The sequence below is a fragment of the bacterium genome (assembly GCA_021108215.1).
Classification (GTDB): Bacteria; Oederibacteriota; JAAXVQ01; order JAAXVQ01; family JAUVAV01; genus JAIORK01.
In genome coordinates, this window is sequence record JAIORK010000023.1 from 1 (window position 1) to 19,203 (window position 19,203).

Consider the following 19,203-nt stretch of genomic DNA (forward strand, 5'->3'; position numbering starts at 1 on the left):
TATGATTTTATCCTAACAAGCCTTTCTCCGTGAGCTCTGTGCACTCCGTGGTGAATGTTTTTATGCCTTTACCCTCGATTGATTTTGCCTTTCTCCGTGCACTCCGCGTCTCTGTGGTGAGTCGCTCTTGAATTCACATCATCAAATCCACCAGTGCAATCATCCGGTTCAGCCTTTCATACATCTCCTTCCTGTACCGCGTATCCCGCCTGCGCTTCAGGCGATCCTTGAACTCATGCAAAGCCAGATGCAGGACATTGATGTCAACATGGTCAACCTCCAAAACCATTGGAATCGAAGAACGGAGTAATTGCATAAATCACCTCGTATGAATCTGTTTGCTTAAAAGGTATACCTGATATATCACGATGTCAAGTATAAAATGTGTTACAAGATATACCTATGAAGAAAAAACAGACCATAAAGAAGAGTGAGTTTATCAGTGTCCGTATTTCTGAAGACTCTAAAAAAGCCCTCCAGAAAATTGCCGCCAGGGAAGACCGCTCCATCTCCTGGATCGTCGCCAAAATCATAGAAGACCACCTCAAAAAGAAATAATCCTCAATTGTTCAATTATCGTAGGGGCGCGATGCATCGCGCCCAAGGTGAATAAATCCACATCGTGATTATCGAGTTGGTTAGTGAGATTGCTGAACTAGTCGAAGTATCAGTAGATTACTCTACATAAAACAAGCATTTTTCCTGGTGGAGAAGCACATAAAAATGTACAATTTGGAGGTTGGGGGTATATAAATCAAAGTATCTAAAGATAATAATAAATACAAAAAGGAATATCATGGTAAAAGCAAAGAAAACCACTACCAAGCAAGAACCCATCGAAAAACAGCTCTGGAAAGCTGCTGATAAGTTAAGAAAAAATATTGATGCTGCTGAGTACAAGCATATTATATTGGGCCTGATTTTCCTTAAATACATTTCCGAGGCATTTGAAGCATTGCATGATGTTTTGAAAAAAGGCAAAGGCGAATATAAAGGTGCTGATCCGGAAGATAAAGATGAATATAAAGCGGAAAATGTATTCTTTGTCCCACCCTCGGCACGCTGGAGTTTTTTGAAATCCCATGCCAAACAACCCACCATTGGTAAAACCGTAGATGCTGCCATGGATGCCATTGAGCGGGAAAATCCCTCCCTCAAAGATGTATTGCCAAAAGTCTTTGCCAGAGGCAATCTTGATCCAACCAATCTCGGAGGGCTGATTGATTTAATAAGTAACATTGCCATGGAACACGCCAAAGCCAGGAGCGCGGATGTTTTGGGACATGTGTTCGAGTACTTCCTGGGTGAATTTGCTCTGGCAGAAGGAAAACAGGGTGGGCAATTTTATACACCGCGAAGCATTGTTGAATTATTAATCCAGGTGCTGGAACCTTACAAAGGTCGTGTGTTTGATCCGTGCTGTGGATCAGGCGGCATGTTTGTCCAATCAGAAAAATTTGTGGAAAACCACAAAGGAAAAATCAATGACATCTCCATATACGGTCAGGAGAGCAACCATACCACCTGGCGTCTGGCAAAGATGAATCTGGCTATTCGAGGGATAGATAGTTCGCAGGTTAAATGGAACAACGAAGGTTCTTTTTTAAATGATTCCCACAAAGACCTGAAAGCGGATTATGTAATCGCCAATCCGCCCTTTAATGACAGCGACTGGAGTGGTGATTTGCTGCGCAAAGACGGACGCTGGAAACACGGCGTACCGCCTGGCGGAAATGCCAACTATGCCTGGATACAGCACTTCTTATATCACCTGAGTCCGCGTGGTATAGCCGGGTTCGTATTGGCCAAAGGCTCACTCACATCCAAGACATCCGGGGAAGGCGATATCCGCAAAGCGTTAATCGAAGCCAGGCTGGTGGACTGTGTCGTCAATCTGCCTGCCAAGCTTTTTCTTAATACGCAGATACCGGCGAGTCTTTGGTTTTTACGTAGGGATAAGGTAGGGGCAAATAAACATTTGCCCTCACAAAACCGTACTGATGAAATCCTCTTTATCGATGCAAGAAACGAAGGGCATCTTATCAATCGCAGAACCAGAGAATTATCCCATGAAGACATAAATAAAATCGCAGATACCTATCATAAATGGCGGGAATCTACACATGAAAAAAAATTAAAGGTAGGGGCTCAAAATATTGAGCCCCTACAAAAATATAAATATCAGGACATAAAAGGTTTCTGCAATTCCGCTTCCATTGACCGCGTCCGCGAACTTGATTATGTCCTCACCCCCGGACGCTATGTAGGACTGGCAGAGGAAGAAGATGACTTTGATTTTAAAGAGCGCTTCACAACACTCAAAAAAGAATTCAAAGAACAGTTAAAAGAAGAAGAAAAGCTAAATGCTCTTATATTGGAGAATCTGAAAAAGGTGAAACTGGGATGAGAGAAAGTGAAATCATAGAATTAAAAAAATCAACATCTGAGTTGAAAGAAGCTGTTATTTCCATTTGTGCCATGCTTAATCAACATGACAAAGGTACAGTGTATTTTGGCATTAATGATGTTGGCACTGTTGTAGGTCAGCAAATCGGAAAGTCAACGATCAAGGATATTTCTAAAACCATTGGCGATCATTTGGAACCTAAAATTTTCCCGGAGATAATGAAACAGACTATTAACGGCAAGAAGTGCATTGTTGTCAATGTTAGCGGAGCTGATCATCTTTACGCTGCCTATGGACGCTTTTATCTGCGTGCAGGTGAAGAAGATAAAAAGCTTTCAGTTGCAGAATTAAGACGGCTTGTTGAAAAGAGAAATCATTATGTGTATTCATGGGGTGGCGAAATTTCGGAAGCGTCTCTAGCTAAAGCAGCGCCCTCAACCATTCGGGAATTTGTTAAAAGAGGGCAGGAGGCCGGGCGGATTAGTTTTTCTTTTGATTCTGTAAAAAGTGTCCTTCAAAAGCTGAACCTGGTTAAAGGACAAAAATTGCTTAATGCCGGTCAGGTGCTTTTTTGTAAAGATAATCGTGTCGAAGTGCAGGCCGCTGTTTTTGCCGGTAAAGATAAAATAACATTTCTTGATATTCAACGTTTTAATGGCACGCTTTTCGAACTTATTGAGAAATGCGAGCTCTACGTGAAAGAGCATATCAACTGGCGGGCAGATCTTTCTGGTAGTAAAAGAATTGAAATACCCGAAATTCCCGTGCGTGCTATTAAAGAAGCGATTATTAACTCGTTGTGTCATCGTGATTTTACCAATCCAAAGAGCAACGAGATTGCGGTCTATAAAGATAGGATCGAGATATTTAATCCCGGCCAATTTCCTTATGAGTATTCGCCAGAAGATTTTATCAAAGGCACAGAAGCCAGTCTTCCGCGCAATCCATTAATCGCCGAAACACTGTTTCGCTCAGAAGATGTAGAAAAGTGGGGCTCAGGGCTTAAGCGTATTAGCCAGGAATGCAAAGCTGCAGGAGTCAGGGTTATTTTCGCGAAAATTAAAAGCGGCTTTACTGTGACATTTTTTAGACCGGAAGCTGGATCGTCGGGTAAGAAAGACGATCACATTAAAAAAAGTTCGGTGAAAAGTTCGGTGAAAAGTTCGGTGAAAATAATCAAGCTTATTAAAGAGGATAATCAGATCACTATTCCAGTTATTGCAGAAAAAGTAGGACTGACTACCAGGGCAGTAGAAAAACAGATTAGTAAACTGCAGGCCAAGGGCATTATCCGCCGTATTGGCCCAGATAAGGGCGGACATTGGGAGATTGTGGGATGAGGGAGTGGAAAGAATGTAAATTAGTCTCACTAACTACCAAAATCGGGAGCGGTGCTACACCACGTGGTGGTAGCAATGCGTATAAAGAAAGTGGGATATCATTAATACGTAGTCAGAATATTAATGATTTTAGTTTTTCTACATCAGGATTAGCATTTATCGATGATAACCAAGCTGAAGAATTAAATAATGTTACTGTGGAAGAAAAAGATGTATTGCTGAATATAACAGGTGACAGTGTCGCTCGATGTTGTATTGTACCTCGCCAAATCTTGCCTGCAAGAGTTAATCAACATGTTTCTATTGTAAGGTCAGATCCGTCGGAAGTAGATTATAGATTTATTTTTTATTATTTAATATCAATAAAAGAGGAATTACTATCGCATTCTGAAATCGGGGCGACAAGAAGAGCTTTGACGAAGGGGATGATAGAAAGTATTCAAATTAATCTCCCCCCTCTCCCCGAACAACGCGCCATCGCCTCAGTACTTTCCAGCCTGGATGACAAAATCGATCTCCTCCATCGCCAAAACAAAACCCTCGAATCCATGGCTGAAACGCTTTTTAGACAGTGGTTTATTGAGGCTGCGCCTCAAGAGGGGTGGGAGGAGAAGCCGTTAACATCGATAGCGGAATTTTTAAATGGAATAGCGTGTCAAAAATATCCGCCCATGAATAAGGTTGATAAGCTACCGGTATTGAAGATTAAAGAATTACGAAATGGTATTTCAGATGATTGTGATTGGGCTACCTCAAATATTAGTCCAGAGTATATTGTGAAAAATGGAGATGTGATTTTCTCGTGGTCAGCGTCCTTGATGGTTAAAATATGGGATGGTTCTGAATGTATATTAAATCAGCATTTATTCAAAGTAACATCGGTGAAATATCCCCAATGGCTTTATTATTTGTGGTGCAAGCATTATTTAGAAGAATTCATCACTATATCTTTAAGTCATGCGACTACTATGGGACATATAAAACGAAATGATTTAGAAAACGCTATGGTTTCAGTTCCTGATAATGAAATATTGGCGAAAATGAGTGGAATAATTAGTCCTTTAATAGATAAGATTATTGGAAATAACAAACAAATGAAAAGTCTTGTTGATATACGAGATTCTCTGTTACCGAAATTAATGAGTGGGGAAGTTAGGGTGAAAGTATGAAAGAAAAGATGGCAGATCATACAAATTCGCCACGAACCGTAGAGACGTTGCATCCGGCATGCGCCGGACAAGTAGGGGTTCAAAATATTGAACCCCTACGAATACTGAACCGCAATTTGACAATCCGATGGTAGGGGCGCGATGCATCGTGTGCCTACGGAAATGAATTGATTATGACATTAAATAATTCTGTGGTTCATCATCGCAGATCAATCCGGTTAAAAGCGTATGATTATTCGCAGGCCGGGTTGTATTTTATAACTATTTGTTCCTATAAAGGTGAATGTTTGTTTGGGAAAATTGATAATGATGGCATGGTTTTAAATGAGGTAGGAGAAATTATAAATGATGAATGGATTAAATCACAAACCATTCGCAAAGAAATTGAAATGGGTGTATTTGTGATTATGCCAAATCATTTTCATGGGATTGTACGCATAGTAGGGGCGAACGGCCGTTCGCCCCTACAAGAACCGCGAATTCATATGGGTGCAGCCACATTATCCTCGTTGGTCGCTGGTTTTAAATCAGCCTGTACAAAAAAAATCAATCAAATTCGCAATATGCCAGGGGTGCCTGTCTGGCAACGCAATTATTATGAACATGTTATCCGCGATGAGGAATCACATCGAAATATTTCCGAATACATAATAAATAATCCTTTGAAATGGAATGATGATGAATATTATGAAAAATAAAACCCAGTTGATCCGCAACAGCACAGCAGAGTTTCTGGTTTTCACCAGCCAGACAGGGGAACAGAGCATCGAGGCCCGATATGAGGCTGAAACCGTCTGGCTGACCCAGAAGCTTATGGCTGAGTTGTTTGATGTGGATGTTCGAACGATTAGTGAACACTTTAAAAACATCTTTCAAAATGAGGAATTAGAGGAAAATGCAGTATTCTGGAAATTCCGGAATACTGCTGCTGATGGCAAGCAATACCTAACCCAATTTTACAACCTTGATGCCATTATTTCAGTAGGCTATCGGGTTAATTAGGCCGAATTTGTAGGGGTTCAATATTTTGAACCCTGCGAATATACTGAGAAGGAAGACAAAGATGACAACTAAAATAACCGAATCTGAGATCGAGAAATTCGTCATTACGCTTCTGGAAAAGCAGGGCTATGAATACATTTATGGTCCTGATATCGCTCCTGACAGCGAGACACCGGAGCGGGAGAAGTTTGAGGATGTTGTACTAATTGATCGGCTGAAAAGTGCGGTTAGCAGGATTAATCCAATAATTTCTCAAGACAATCAAGAAGATGCGATCAAACAAATCCTTAGACTCAATTCCCCGGAACTTATTACCAATAACGAAGCTTTTCACCGCCTGCTGACCGAAGGTGTCAATATCAGCAAACAAGAAGGCGGCTATAACCGGGGAGATTATGTTTGGCTAATTGATTTCAAAAATCTGGCTAACAATGATTTTTTAGTGGTGAATCAATTTTCTGTTAAAAATTCATCCCCTTTAGGGGACCGAGGGGCTACAAAACGGCCGGATGTTGTGCTTTTTGTGAATGGACTGCCTTTGGTGGTTATTGAACTTAAAAATCCTGCTGACGAACATGCTACTGTTAAATCAGCTTTTAAACAAATCCAGACCTATAAAAATACCATTCCAGCTCTTTTTACTTACAACAGCTTTACTGTTATTTCCGATGCTTTGGAAGCCAGGGCTGGAACCATTTCGTCAGACTTCAACCGCTTTATGTTTTGGAAGACATCAGACGGTAAGGTTGAGGCATCTCTTCTGATCGGACAATTGGAAACATTGATTAAAGGTATGTTGGATACAAAAACTATACTTGATCTTATCCGCTATTTTATTGTTTTTGAAAAATCCAGGAAAGAAGACAGAGAGACCGGAATTATTACGATACAGACAATCAAAAAGTTAGCTGCTTATCATCAATATTATGCTGTGAACCGCGCAGTTGAATCCACGCTGCGTGCGTCCGGTTTTGTAGGGGCGAATGATTATTCGCCCCTACGGGTTATGGAATCACCGGAAAGTTACAGCGTCCCAGGTGTCAGTCAACAACCTGAGGGTGATCGCAAAGGCGGAGTTATTTGGCATACCCAGGGCAGCGGCAAATCGCTGTCCATGGTTTTTTATTCCGGTAAAATTGTTTTGGCTATGGATAATCCTACTATTTTGGTCATTACTGACAGGAATGATCTGGATGATCAACTCTTTGATACCTTTGCCGCTTCCAGGCAATTGCTTCGTCAGGAACCGGTTCAGGCTGAAAATCGTGACAACCTTAAGGATTTATTAAAGGTAGCGTCTGGCGGAATTGTGTTTACCACCATACACAAGTTTCAGCCGGAAGATGGCAATGTCTATGAAAAATTATCAGACCGGGAAAATATTATTGTTATTGCAGACGAAGCACATCGCACACAGTATGGTTTTAAAGCCAAGACCATTGATGACAAAGATGAGCAGGGAAATGTAATCGGCAAGAAAACAGTCTATGGTTTTGCCAAATATTTGCGAGATGCCTTACCAAAGGCAACCTACCTGGGTTTTACCGGCACACCGATTGAGAAAACAGATGTGAACACACCGGCTGTGTTTGGGAATTATGTAGATGTATATGATGTGTCTATGGCAGTCGGAGATGGTGCCACTGTCAGGATATTTTATGAGAACAGGCTGGCTAAGATTCATCTGAGTGAGCAAGGCAAAGAGTTGGTCGCTGAATTGGACGATGATCTGGAAAAGGCTGATCTTTCAGATACACAAAAAGTTAAAGCTAAATGGACGCAACTGGAGGCATTGATAGGCAGTGAGGACAGAATCAAGCAAGTCGCGCAGGATATGATCGCACATTATGAGAAGCGCCAGAGCGGATTTGATGGTAAAGCCATGATTGTGACCATGTCCCGACGCATTGCAGCTGATTTGTATGAAGAAATGATTAAAATAAAACCTGATTGGCATCATGCTGATTTGAAAAAAGGCACACTCAAAGTGGTCATGACAGCGGCATCTTCTGATGGGCCAAAGATGGCCAAACATCATACCAGTAAAGATGAACGCAGAGTATTGGCAGAGCGAATGAAAAATCCGGAAGATGAACTCAAAGTTGTTATTGTGCGGGATATGTGGTTGACCGGATTTGATGCGCCATGTCTGAAAACCTTGTATATTGACAAACCCATGAAAGGCCACAATCTTATGCAGGCCATAGCACGTGTTAACCGTGTGTATAATCAAGTGGAAGGTGGTCTGATTGTTGACTATCTGGGTATTGCCTCTGATCTGAAAAAAGCACTCTCGTTTTATTCAGATAATGGCGGGAAAGGTGATCCGGCCATTACCCAGGAACAGGCAGTTCAAAAAATGCATGAAAATCTGGAAGTGGTCGCTCAAATGTTTCATGGTTTTGCTTATGAGGATTATTTTGATGCCGACACCGGCAAAAAACTGACGATGATATTGGAAGCAGAAGAGCATATTCTTGGTCTGGAAAACGGCAGGAAACGCTATATTGACGCTGTGGCTGCTTTGTCCAAGGCATTTTCAATTTCCGTACCGCATGAACAAGCCATGGATGTGAAAGATGAAGTGGGGTTTTTCCAGGCAGTTAAATCACGTTTAATTAAATTTGACCGGGAAGATTCCGGCAGAACAAATGAGGAAATTGAAAGTGCCATCCGGCAGGTGATTGACAAATCACTGGTCACTGACCAGGTGATTGATGTCTTTGATGCAGCCGGCATCAAGAAACCGGATATCTCCATCCTCTCCGAGGAATTTTTGTTGGAAGTCAAAAACATGCAACACAAAAATATTGCCATCGAAGTATTGAAAAAACTCCTGAATGATGAAATCAAAGGAAGGCTGCGGACAAATCTGGTGCAAGGCAAGTCCTTGGCCGAGATGCTGGAAAATTCCATCAAACGCTATCATCAAAAAATCATTACGGCCGCTGAAGTTATTGAAGAACTCATTGAGATCAGTAAGCATATAAAAGAAATGGAAAAAGAACCTGAAGAACTGGGTTTGTCAGCTGCTGAATATGCCTTTTATACAGCCATTGCCGACAATGACAGTGCCAAAGAAGTCATGCAAAAAGACAAACTAAGGGAATTGGCTGTTGTGTTGTTTGAGAAAGTGAAGGCCAATGCAGCAATTGATTGGACTATAAAAGAGAGCGTGAAAGCCAAGTTGAAAGTGATTGTGAAAAGAACCCTGCGCCAATTTGGCTATCCACCGGATATGCAGAAATTAGCGACTGAGACCGTACTTAAACAGGCGGAATTGATTGCAGAAGAATTGACTCGTTAATGGTACGGGACATAGTTGGCGCCGGAATTCGAATATTCGAATAAGCATTTTGAAAAAATGGCCTTCGGGAATAAGTACCAATGTCCCCATTTTTTCAGTTTTTTGATTTAACAAGGAGGTTTTTAGATGAGGTCAAAAATTGCCTTAGTCGTTTTTCAAGGGGAAGTCAGGATTTTATTAAAAAAGGGTATGCGTTGAACTGATGAAAACTGTGAAAGTTGATCTGCATTGCCATTCATCCCATAGTGATGGTGAGTGGCGTCCTGACAAGATTGCCCAAGTCTGTGCCGTCACAGGCGTGAAATATGCGTCCCTGACAGACCATAACACATTGGATGGATTGGACGCTTTCGAATCGGCGTGTGACCGTAATGGTATCGGTTTTGTCAGCGGTCTTGAATTGACAGCACGGTATGGCAGTAAAGAAATTCATCTTCTCTGTTACGGCTTTGACAAGGAGGACGCATCCCTCAGGGAAGCGGTAACCGCCATTAAAGAGAGCCTCTTACCAAATAGAACTATCCATGCAGTGGCAGGACCAAAAGAATTGGAAAATCTGATACAGACCGTTCATGAGGCCGGTGGAGTAGTCATCTTGGCCCATCCTTTCCAGACAGAACCTGATCGTCCCAAACTTGAATCACTTATCGCTGATCTTGTTGAACACGGCCTGGATGGAATCGAAGTCTATCATTCTCAATCCACTTCCGAACAACAGGAAATTTTACATGCTTTAGCGAACCAATACCAATGTGGGCTCTCTATAAATAGAGAGCGGGGGTTCGGGGGCGAAGCCCCTGAATCGGATAGGAGGGGCCGGCAAAACGCATCGGCGTTTGCGTCGGGGGAACCTATGGTTCCATCGAAAGCTCTGCTTGTCTCTGGAGGAACGGACCACCATGGCTATTCAGGGAGTACAGGACCCGAAGTCGGCGTTGACATCCCGGAAGATGAATGGCGAACGTTCCGAGATTGTTTGCTCAAACAGCGCAAAATGAGCAGAAAAAAACCTTCTGCCCATGCTGCTAACACGCAAAGCGCTTCGTCTTCCGCAAATCCAACCAATAAAACTCGTCTCTTTATCTGGATGATAGCACCCGCTTTGGCTGCCGTATTCCTTTTCATCGTAGCCCTGTTCGGAATATTTCTGCCGGGATATGAGAAGGGGTTAATGGACCGAAAGCGGGAGATGATTCGGGAATTGACAAACACGGTATGGAGCATGCTTGATGAGGCGGATAATAAAATCAGATTGGGTCGGATATCTCCGTCGGATGCGCGTGCACAAGTGATCGAAAGGACACGTGCGCTGAAATATGGCAAGGAAGGAAAAGATTATTTCTGGTTGCAGGACCTGACACCACGGATGATCATGCATCCTTACAGGAGTGACCTTGAGGGTCAGGATCTTTCAGACTTCAAAGACCCCCGTGGTACATACATTTTCAAAGTTTTTGCAGACAAAGTCCGAACCGACGGTGAAGGGTATGTTGATTACGTCTGGCAATGGAAGGACGATCCTTCCAGACTGGAAGCAAAAGAGTCGTACATCCGGCTTTTCAAACCTTGGGAATGGGTGATTGGAACAGGACTCTATATGCATGACGTTCACAAAGAGATCAAGACGTTGCAAATGAGGATTGTCTCTGCCATGCTTGTGATCATTGCCGTATTAATCCTTCTACTGCTCACCATGCTGCGTGGAGGGCTGAGGACCGAGCGCATGAGATTGTTAGCAGAACGGCGACTGAAAGAATCAAACGAACGCTACCTCTCTCTGGTTCAGGCCGCAACAGAGGGCGTCCTCATTGTAAGAAACAACCGATGTGCCTATGCGAACCCCATCTTCCTCCAATTTATTGGGTGCGATTCTGAAGAATTGGGATTACTCGACTGGCGTGAACTTTTCCCGCGGATCTCCACCCAAGAATTTTCTACGTTGAAGACTGATGCAGGGACCTATAGGGACACATTTCTTCGGAGACGGGATGCTACAGACCTGCCTTGTCGAATGACACTCAAGGGAATATCGGAAAACCATTCTGGAAATTTTGTCATACTCGTCCGCAAGTCAGAAGATACCAGTGCGTCATCAATGCCTGATTCAAGCGGACTATTAAAAAGGTTATTGAACCTGCCCTCAGCGATTGCGGAGGATGTATCACGGAAAATAGTACAGGCGTCATCGACACCCCAGGTTATCACCCTTTGTGAGCGGACACCGGAGATGGTTCATTCCATGCTGGAAAGTGGAGCATCTCCTTCGGCCATAACGATGATGATTTCCTCGATCACCGACTCTGCGACAATTAAATTCATAGAACTGGCACAGGCGAATTTGGGGCCAGCCCCTGTCCGTTTCGCGTTTGTGGCCTTGGGCAGTCAAGGACGCAAGGAGCAGACCCTTTTTACAGATCAGGACAATGCTATCATTTATGAATCGACTGTGCATAGTAGTGACACACAAGTAGCTAGTTACTTTGCAGCTTTAAGCGGACAAGTCTGTGACAATTTGGAAAAGTCGGGTTTTCTCAATTGCAAAAGCTTTGTCATGGCCAACAATCCGAAGTGGTGTCAACCCTTGGAGGTATGGAAAGGATACGTGACGGATTGGATCACAAAAGCCGAAGAGAATGACATCATGCAATTCAACATTGTTTACGATTTTCGCTGTATCGTTGATGAGTCGGAGATGATTCAGCAGCGTCTTCGAGAGCATATCCAGGAGCAGATCAGAAAAACACCAAGGTTTTTAATGCAAGTTGCAAGAAATGCCCTCCTTTATAAATCGCCTACCCGGCTTTTCGGTAACATTGTGACAGTGGGAGGTTCAAAAGAGAAAACAGGACAGCTTGATCTAAAGGCCGTCATGATACCTGTTGTCAGTTTTACCAGGTTGTATTCAATCCAGAAAGGGATTTCATTCCCATCCACCCAGGAACGGTTATCGGCAATGTCCGACCAGGGCGTGATTCTGCCATCCCAATTTCACGATATCCTGACTGTTTTTGAAGCTCTGACAAGGCTCAGATTAAGATATCAGGTTCAAACAATCCACAAAGGTAGAGCACCTGATAATTTCATAGATCCATCCTTGCTTGGTCATGTTGATGAAGCTGTACTTAAGGAATGTTTCAAGGAGATTGACATGATCCAGGAAAGGATTAGGTTGGATTTCTTGGGCGGGGAAACCATATAATCTTGGGGAGGACGCGTGGGATACGGGACGTAGTTCGGTGATACGGTTATAGGCGACACTATGCTTTGCGAAAGGCAAAGGGGAAAGGGTGTCAGGAATAGTTGGTTAAAGGGTATTTTTGGGGTGCACAAGAGTTTGTATACATTCAAAAAAGGATGCCAACAAACTTACATGGATTTCCGTTTTTATCCTAGTAGTTTTGCGACTTCTCCGAGCCCTCCGCCGGTTCTGGGATTCAGCGGATTAGATATCAGAGAGCAGGATGTCCTCCGTGGTAAATGTTTTTAAAAAAGCAAAAAAATCTTACCACGGTGTTCACGGTGACCACGGGGAAATCAACTGCTTAAATCTTCTGTAGGGTTAAACGCAAAAAATAAGATCATTGGTTTTTCTGCCTTTGTGATTTTATCCTAACAAGCCTTTCTCTGTGCCCTCCGTGCCTCAGCGGTGAAAGTCTTTATTGTCGGTGCCGGAGTTCGAATGTTCGAATAAGCAATTCAATATCAATTCCTCAGTAATAGGAGACATCGTGATTTTTCCCCAAGACAAGGCAGGTAAAAATTTGATCGTGTGAGTTGACGATTTTACTACAATGAGTATAAAATAATGAAAACTTATTTTAAACGTATACAGCAAAGACCGGTTTGGTCGGGCAATCGTTTAAAAACTTAGGAGGATGTTATGCAAAAGGCAATTATTGTTTTAGCCGGGGTGTGTTTGTTGGCTATTTCCGGGTGTGCCAACCTGAATTTATCCGGAGCGGGAGAAATCGCCGGAGTGGCGCTGGGTGCCACCGTTGATCCGCTTAATAAAAGCGCAAATCTTACCGGTGGGAAAACAATTAAGGTTGGAAATACCGAAACCCGTGTCAACACTTCGACGGATGGCAGCGGGGTAAGCACGGATGCAGATGTAAAATACCACATGGACACCAACAAATAATCACACTAGCATTATCCCAAAAATCACAGCGCAGATATAGGTTATCTGCCTGTGGTTTTTTATTTTGTTTGCAGCCGGAACGTATTTGATTTAAGCACTTAAGCATAATTTTCAGGAGAGTGTACCATGGCATCAGACCAGGATTTTGTGGATTTTATTGTGGACCAAATAATCAACGCCGGGCGTATTACAGTGCGTAAGATGTTTGGGGAGTATGCGCTGTACAGTGACAACAAAGTCGTTGCCCTCATCTGCGATAACCAGGTTTTTATGAAACCAACCGCAGGCGGAAGAGCGTTTATAGGAGAGGTGATTGAGGCCCCGGCCTATCCGGGTGCCAAACCAAGTTTTTTGATTGAGGATAAGATGGAGGACCGGGAATGGATAAGTGAGTTGATCCGGATTACAGCCAGTGAATTGCCCGAACCCAAGCCCAAGCCGAAAAGTAAGAAACACAAGGTGACGTTGAAAAAAAGGTAATGGGTATAGCTGAATTTTGGAAACACCCTATCCAGCGATTGAAAAATGAGTGTGGGAAATCAGAAAATAATTTCGGCGTATCATCCCGCCCGCTTGACAAATATCATTAAACAAGCTATCTTTTCACCCCCGATCAAATTACAAAATAAATGCATGCGAGGTATTTGTGAATCCTCAGTTCATTGATCAAATCCAGTTGGAATTGAAAATTACACCGCAGCAAATACGGGTTACCTTAGGGCTTTTAGATGAGGGTTCGACGGTTCCGTTTATTGCCCGCTATCGAAAAGAAGCCACCGGCGATCTGGATGAAGTCGCGATTACGGCCATTCGTGACCGCTTTCATCAATTGGTTGAATTGGAAAAACGGCGGGAAGCCATTCTCAAATCGATCGTTGATCAGAAAAAAAATACTCCTGAATTGGAAAAAAAGATTAATACGGCTGTGACCTTGGCAGTATTGGAAGATCTTTATTTGCCCTACAAACCGAAACGAAAAACCCGGGCCGGCAGTGCCAAAGAAAAAGGGCTGGAGCCTTTGGCGGAAATTATTTTGAAACAGGATAATAGTGATATCCACCAATTGGCAAAAACATATGTTGATGAAGACAAGGACGTTGCGACACCGGAAGATGCACTGGCAGGTGCCAGGGATATTATTGCTGAGCGCATTAATGAAGATGCTGAAATACGCGGACAGCTGCGGAAGTTATTTGTCCATCAAGGCAAGCTGAGTGCGCATGTCATCAAGGGGAAGGAAGCCGCAGGGATCAAGTATCGGGATTATTATGCGTGGGAAGAATTATTAATCAAAATGCCGTCGCATCGCTTTTTAGCCATTCGGCGGGGGCGTGATGAGGGCTTCTTGGTTGTGAAAATAATCGGGGTTGAAGCTGCCGCGCTTACAAGTATTCGCCGGCGCTATCTTAAAAATTCACAGAGTGCGAGCGGCGAGCAGATGGAGCAAGCGTTGGTGGATGGCTATCAACGCTTGTTGAATGTGTCTTTGCAAATCGAGACCATGGTTGACTATAAAAAAATGGCAGATGCGCAGGCAATCGGAGTGTTTTCAGGAAATCTCAGGGAATTGTTATTAGCCGCGCCTTTGGGTCGGAAGCGTGTCCTGGCGATTGATCCGGGTTTTAGAACCGGCTGCAAAGTGGTCTGTCTGGATGCACAGGGAAAACTTTTGTTCAATTGCACGATTTTTCCGACCACAGGATCTGAGAAACAAAAGGAAGCCGGCAAGGTGATTACAGAGGTATGTAAAAAATATAAAATAGAGGCCATCGCAGTGGGGAATGGTACTGCCGGCCGCGAGACGGAAGCTTTTTTGCGAGCACTGGGATTGTCCATGCCGATTCTCATGGTGAATGAGAGCGGCGCCTCGATTTATTCAGCCTCGGAGGTTGCCAGAGAAGAGATGCCGGACCAGGATATTACGGTACGAGGTTCGGTTTCAATTGGGAGACGCCTGATTGACCCTTTGGCGGAATTGGTGAAAATTGATCCGAAATCAATCGGGGTGGGTCAATATCAGCATGATGTGAATCAAAAGGAATTAAAACAAAGCCTGGATGATGTTGTGCTCAGTTGTGTGAATGCAGTGGGTGTTGATGTCAATACTGCCAGCAAACAAATCCTGACCTATATTTCCGGATTGGGACCGAAGTTGGCAATTAATTTAGTCGAGTATCGCAATACGCATGGTGAGTTTGCATCCAGAAAAGAATTTAAAAAGATTCCGAAGTTAGGGGATAAAGCATTTGAACAAGCTGCCGGGTTTTTGAGAATATCCAATGCCGGTAATCCCCTGGACCGTACTGCGGTGCATCCGGAGCGGTACAAGCTGGTCGCGAAAATGGCAGCGGATCTGGGCTGTCAGGTTGAGGATTTGATTTCCGAAAAAGAATTGCGCGTCAAAATTGATTTGCAGCAGTATAGTTCAGAAGCAGTGGGATTACCCACTTTGAATGATATTATGGCGGAATTGGAAAAACCAGGCCGTGATCCGCGAAAAAAATTCGAAATTTTTTCATTTGCTGAGGGTATTCATAAACCGGCTGATTTGGAACCGGATATGATCTTGCCCGGATTGATCACCAATGTCGCTGATTTTGGCGCATTTGTCGATGTGGGTGTCCATCAGGATGGACTGGTGCATATCAGCCAACTATGTGATCATTTTATTAAAGATCCGAAAGAGTATGTGAAAGTACAGCAACAGGTCAAGGTGAAAGTTCTGGAAGTTGACCTGCAGCGAGGACGAATATCCTTGACCATGAAGGGTTTGCCACAAATTGAAGGGAGCTAGTTCCAGAGGACAAGTTTTAGAATTAGTGCCAGCCACTTTTGGTAAAATAAATACACCTTAAATCAGATTATAAGTCGCGAAAAATTAACTAAAAATCAATAAATACAGATAATAGTTATACTTTTTGTTATTTTTTGACACTTTTTTGTTGAAAAGTTGATATTTTTAGTAGAAAAACAGTAATTAAAATAAATAAAAAAATGAAAGAAAAGATGTATTTATTGGTCATATAGAGTATGCAGATCACGAATGCTTAAAAAAAATTGTTAAAAATACAGAATATGATATATTCATAACAACTATTGTTTAGAGTATTCAATTGTTGTAGAAAAAATGTTCAGATTTCCGAACAGAAGCTGATACATGGCTTGAAAAACAATAGCATTATGCTATAATTTGGCACTTTTTACGGAGGAATGGGGTATATGGATAAGCAGTCAGTTATTAAGCAGGTCAATCATATTTTGATTGAAGATTTTGAGCTTGAGCCGAATTCGATTAAACCGGAAGCGAATCTGCGTGATGAATTGGGTCTGGACAGTCTTGATGGGGTTGACCTGGTGGTGGCACTGGAGAAAACGTTTCAAGTTAAGATTGATGAGATTGAAGCCAGAGAGATCGATACGGTAGAAAAAATCTACGCTCAAATTATTAAAAAAACTCAGAACTAATATATATGAAACAAACCCGGAACCAGTGGATGCAGCGGCAGCGGGGAACAGCACTGGGGCATTGGATTTTTTATAGTTTATTGAAAATTGTGGGCCGTGATTTTGCCGGAGTATTGCTCTACCCGGTTGCTTTCTATTTCACCTTCACTTCCTCAGCGGCCGTTCGTGCCTCGCAAAACTATTTAAACAAAGCTGCCGCCTTTTGGCAATGGCAGTCGGTACCCGGTGTTTTCGGACACTTTTTGGAATTTTCCCGGACATTGCTGGACCGGGCAGCGGTTTTTATGCAGACCGGCGGGACCTTTACATTTGAGTTTATCGGTGAGTCGTATATTCGTGAGGCCGTTGCCCGTGGCAAGGGAGTCTTGCTGGTCTCAGCCCACGCCGGGAATTGGGAGATTGCGGGGAATTGTTTACAAAAACGGCTTGATGTTCCGGTGCAGATTGCTATGTTCATGCACGGCAAAGATGCCCATTCGGTTCATTTGCCCAAAAGCAGCAGCGGCAAGCTGGGGATCATTAATCTTTCGGATGATGAGATGGCCGGGGTGGAGATGCTCCGGGCGTTGCGGCGCGGCGAGATTGTTGCCATGCATGGAGACCGGTTTTTTCCCAAGTCGCGGGTGCGCCGGGAAATATTTCTCGGGCATCCGGCAACTTTTCCGGAAGGCCCCTTTCAGCTGGCAGCGATTTCACAGGCTGCGTTGGTGGTTTGTTTTGCGATGAGAACCGGGCGGCGTCGTTATCAACTGGTTGCCGAACCGGCGGTGATAAAAAATCCGGCTGAAACCCGTGCAGGGTTTGTGAGTCAGGCCATGACGGTTTATGTGTGTGCTTTGGAGAAAATTATAAAGGCGTATCCAATGCAATGGTTTAATTGGTACGATTTTTGGAAACAGTAAAGAGGTGTTTACATGTATACCAAGTGGATGTCGGATTTTTCTAATGATGAAATTATGGCGGTTGCCAAAAAACCCGGTGCGTTGCTGACACTTGAACTCGAATTGACGCGAGCTTGTAATCTGGTTTGCAAGTACTGTTATGCCAGTTCAGGTCAATCGCTAAGCGGCGAATTGACCTATGCGGAATTGATCAAAGTGGTGGCTGAGGCGGAGGAACTGGGTGCGCGCCGGATTGTTATACTGGGCGGCGGGGAACCGCTGATCTATCCGCAGCTGCGTACGTTGATTGCCCATATCCGCAATACCGGGTTGGGTGTTGACCTTTTTACCAACGGGACACTACTGAATCGCGATTGGGCTGAGTTTCTTTTTTCCATGCAGGTTGCGGTCAATGTCAAATATAACAGCTTTGCACCAGCAACCCAGGATTATCTAGCCGGCCGGCCCGGCACCTATGCCGCGATTCAAGAAGCACTTTCCCATCTGCATCAGGCAGGGTATCCGGATAAGGAGCATCCGCTGGGAATTGAGACGATTATTTGTGCACAGAATGTAGATGAAATTCCTGAAATTTGGCAATGGGCCAGAAACCATCAGTATATTCCTTATATCGAAATGATGACACCTCAGGGCCGGCTAAGAGATTTTCCTAATCTCAATGTGCCATTGGAAAGAGTCCAACAGGTTTTCTTGGAAGTTCAAAAAATGGATAAAGAGCAGTTCGGGCATGAGTGGCCGATCACACCGGCTTTGCTGGGTGAGACCTGTCAGCGTCATCTGTATTCCTGCACGGTTGATTCTTTGGGTAATATCAGCCCCTGCCCGGGCGTGGATATCAAGGTGGGTAATGTCCGGGAGCAGTCTTTGGGCACCATCTTGAAAAACAGCCCGGTAATCAGCGATTTACGCAATATTCGCGAGACCATCAAGGGTGAATGCAAAACCTGTGAACATCATGCCATCTGTTATGGCTGCCGTGGTGCAGCGTATCAGTTGACTGGGGATTATCTGGCCACCGATTCGCTGTGTTGGAAAGTCACCAACAAAGTTGGAGACTTAAATACTTAAAACAGGGATTCCAATATGAGTTTGGAAGATTTTTTGCCCCACAAAAAACCGGCTGTTCTGATTTCGAAAATTGAGAGTATGGAAGACCGGGCGTGCGTTGTTTGTATGGACCCACCCGGTCCGGAGGCATCTCCTTTTTTATTGATTGAGGCAGCTGCCCAGGCAGTGGCAGCCATGTTGGGGAAATCTGAGCATGATAAAAAGCGTCCGCCGACAGAGGGCTATTTAGTGGCGGTGCGTAAGATGCGGTTTTTACATGATCTGGATCCGGCAAGGGATGTGCGCGTGGCTATCACTCAGGCGAGAAATCTTGATCCGTTTTTTTTATATGCAGCACGTATCACACAGGGAGACCGGGATGTGGCCCGGGGAACGATCACTCTCTATAAAAGGGAGGTGTGA

At 43.7% G+C, this 19,203-nt stretch carries 15 protein-coding genes and 1 pseudogene; 15 read left to right on the top strand and 1 reads right to left on the bottom strand.

The window, feature by feature from the left end; all coding sequences use genetic code 11:
• Nucleotides 1-133: 133 nt before the first annotated feature.
• A complete protein-coding gene (locus K8S19_04375; protein ID MCD4812908.1) occupies nucleotides 134-316 on the bottom strand; it encodes a hypothetical protein in 183 nt (60 codons plus the stop codon).
• Nucleotides 317-402: 86 nt separating this feature from the next.
• Here K8S19_04375 and K8S19_04380 point away from each other — a divergent pair, with 86 nt between their 5' ends.
• The 15 genes and pseudogenes from K8S19_04380 (at nucleotide 403) to K8S19_04450 (ending at nucleotide 19,203) form a co-directional block, all read left to right on the top strand.
• A complete protein-coding gene (locus K8S19_04380) occupies nucleotides 403-558 on the top strand; it encodes a ribbon-helix-helix domain-containing protein (protein MCD4812909.1) in 156 nt (51 codons plus the stop codon).
• 238 nt (nucleotides 559-796) lie between these two features.
• On the top strand, nucleotides 797-2,407 hold the full coding sequence (locus K8S19_04385) for a type I restriction-modification system subunit M (GenBank protein MCD4812910.1): 1,611 nt from the start codon (nucleotides 797-799) through the stop codon (nucleotides 2,405-2,407).
• Complete coding sequence (locus K8S19_04390; protein ID MCD4812911.1) at nucleotides 2,404-3,747, top strand: putative DNA binding domain-containing protein; 1,344 nt, start codon at nucleotides 2,404-2,406, stop codon at nucleotides 3,745-3,747. The genes K8S19_04385 and K8S19_04390 overlap by 4 nt, the downstream gene beginning before the upstream one ends.
• Entirely contained in the window at nucleotides 3,744-4,916 is a 1,173-nt protein-coding gene (locus K8S19_04395; protein ID MCD4812912.1) for a restriction endonuclease subunit S, read from the top strand. The genes K8S19_04390 and K8S19_04395 overlap by 4 nt, the downstream gene beginning before the upstream one ends.
• Nucleotides 4,917-5,089: 173 nt before the next feature.
• On the top strand, nucleotides 5,090-5,614 hold the full coding sequence (locus K8S19_04400) for a transposase (protein MCD4812913.1): 525 nt from the start codon (nucleotides 5,090-5,092) through the stop codon (nucleotides 5,612-5,614).
• Nucleotides 5,604-5,915, top strand: a pseudogene (locus K8S19_04405) (virulence-like protein). Before K8S19_04400 ends, K8S19_04405 begins: the two are co-directional and overlap by 11 nt.
• Before the next feature lie 64 nt (nucleotides 5,916-5,979).
• The gene (locus tag K8S19_04410; GenBank protein ID MCD4812914.1) at nucleotides 5,980-9,225 is read left to right on the top strand and encodes a type I restriction endonuclease subunit R; all 3,246 of its coding nucleotides are present in this window, start codon (nucleotides 5,980-5,982) and stop codon (nucleotides 9,223-9,225) included.
• A 202-nt stretch (nucleotides 9,226-9,427) separates the two neighbouring features.
• Nucleotides 9,428-12,424 carry a DUF294 nucleotidyltransferase-like domain-containing protein gene (locus K8S19_04415; GenBank protein ID MCD4812915.1) on the top strand — a complete coding sequence of 999 codons (2,997 nt, stop codon included), beginning with the start codon at nucleotides 9,428-9,430 and terminating at the stop codon, nucleotides 12,422-12,424.
• 681 nt (nucleotides 12,425-13,105) lie between these two features.
• A complete protein-coding gene (locus tag K8S19_04420) occupies nucleotides 13,106-13,366 on the top strand; it encodes a hypothetical protein (protein ID MCD4812916.1) in 261 nt (86 codons plus the stop codon).
• A 126-nt stretch (nucleotides 13,367-13,492) separates the two neighbouring features.
• Nucleotides 13,493-13,846, top strand: a complete 354-nt coding sequence (locus K8S19_04425; protein ID MCD4812917.1) for a TfoX/Sxy family protein — start codon at nucleotides 13,493-13,495, stop codon at nucleotides 13,844-13,846.
• 181 nt (nucleotides 13,847-14,027) lie between these two features.
• A complete protein-coding gene (locus K8S19_04430) occupies nucleotides 14,028-16,160 on the top strand; it encodes an RNA-binding transcriptional accessory protein (GenBank protein MCD4812918.1) in 2,133 nt (710 codons plus the stop codon).
• Between the two features lie 425 nt (nucleotides 16,161-16,585).
• Complete coding sequence (locus tag K8S19_04435) at nucleotides 16,586-16,831, top strand: acyl carrier protein (GenBank protein ID MCD4812919.1); 246 nt, start codon at nucleotides 16,586-16,588, stop codon at nucleotides 16,829-16,831.
• Between the two features lie 5 nt (nucleotides 16,832-16,836).
• Nucleotides 16,837-17,733 (top strand): hypothetical protein, encoded by an 897-nt coding sequence (locus K8S19_04440; protein MCD4812920.1) that lies wholly within the window; start codon nucleotides 16,837-16,839, stop codon nucleotides 17,731-17,733.
• 12 nt (nucleotides 17,734-17,745) lie between these two features.
• Nucleotides 17,746-18,801, top strand: a complete 1,056-nt coding sequence (locus K8S19_04445) for a radical SAM protein (GenBank protein MCD4812921.1) — start codon at nucleotides 17,746-17,748, stop codon at nucleotides 18,799-18,801.
• Between the two features lie 15 nt (nucleotides 18,802-18,816).
• Nucleotides 18,817-19,203, top strand: a complete 387-nt coding sequence (locus tag K8S19_04450) for a hypothetical protein (GenBank protein ID MCD4812922.1) — start codon at nucleotides 18,817-18,819, stop codon at nucleotides 19,201-19,203.

Coding starts and splice junctions, on each gene's coding strand:
- K8S19_04375 (MCD4812908.1), bottom strand. CDS start 316: ATGCAATTACTCCGTTCTTCGATTCCAATGGTTTTGGAGGTTGACCAT.
- K8S19_04435 (MCD4812919.1), top strand. CDS start 16,586: ATGGATAAGCAGTCAGTTATTAAGCAGGTCAATCATATTTTGATTGAA.
- K8S19_04420 (MCD4812916.1), top strand. CDS start 13,106: ATGCAAAAGGCAATTATTGTTTTAGCCGGGGTGTGTTTGTTGGCTATT.
- K8S19_04445 (MCD4812921.1), top strand. CDS start 17,746: ATGTATACCAAGTGGATGTCGGATTTTTCTAATGATGAAATTATGGCG.
- K8S19_04395 (MCD4812912.1), top strand. CDS start 3,744: ATGAGGGAGTGGAAAGAATGTAAATTAGTCTCACTAACTACCAAAATC.
- K8S19_04400 (MCD4812913.1), top strand. CDS start 5,090: ATGACATTAAATAATTCTGTGGTTCATCATCGCAGATCAATCCGGTTA.
- K8S19_04385 (MCD4812910.1), top strand. CDS start 797: ATGGTAAAAGCAAAGAAAACCACTACCAAGCAAGAACCCATCGAAAAA.
- K8S19_04450 (MCD4812922.1), top strand. CDS start 18,817: ATGAGTTTGGAAGATTTTTTGCCCCACAAAAAACCGGCTGTTCTGATT.
- K8S19_04440 (MCD4812920.1), top strand. CDS start 16,837: ATGAAACAAACCCGGAACCAGTGGATGCAGCGGCAGCGGGGAACAGCA.
- K8S19_04425 (MCD4812917.1), top strand. CDS start 13,493: ATGGCATCAGACCAGGATTTTGTGGATTTTATTGTGGACCAAATAATC.
- K8S19_04415 (MCD4812915.1), top strand. CDS start 9,428: ATGAAAACTGTGAAAGTTGATCTGCATTGCCATTCATCCCATAGTGAT.
- K8S19_04410 (MCD4812914.1), top strand. CDS start 5,980: ATGACAACTAAAATAACCGAATCTGAGATCGAGAAATTCGTCATTACG.
- K8S19_04390 (MCD4812911.1), top strand. CDS start 2,404: ATGAGAGAAAGTGAAATCATAGAATTAAAAAAATCAACATCTGAGTTG.
- K8S19_04380 (MCD4812909.1), top strand. CDS start 403: ATGAAGAAAAAACAGACCATAAAGAAGAGTGAGTTTATCAGTGTCCGT.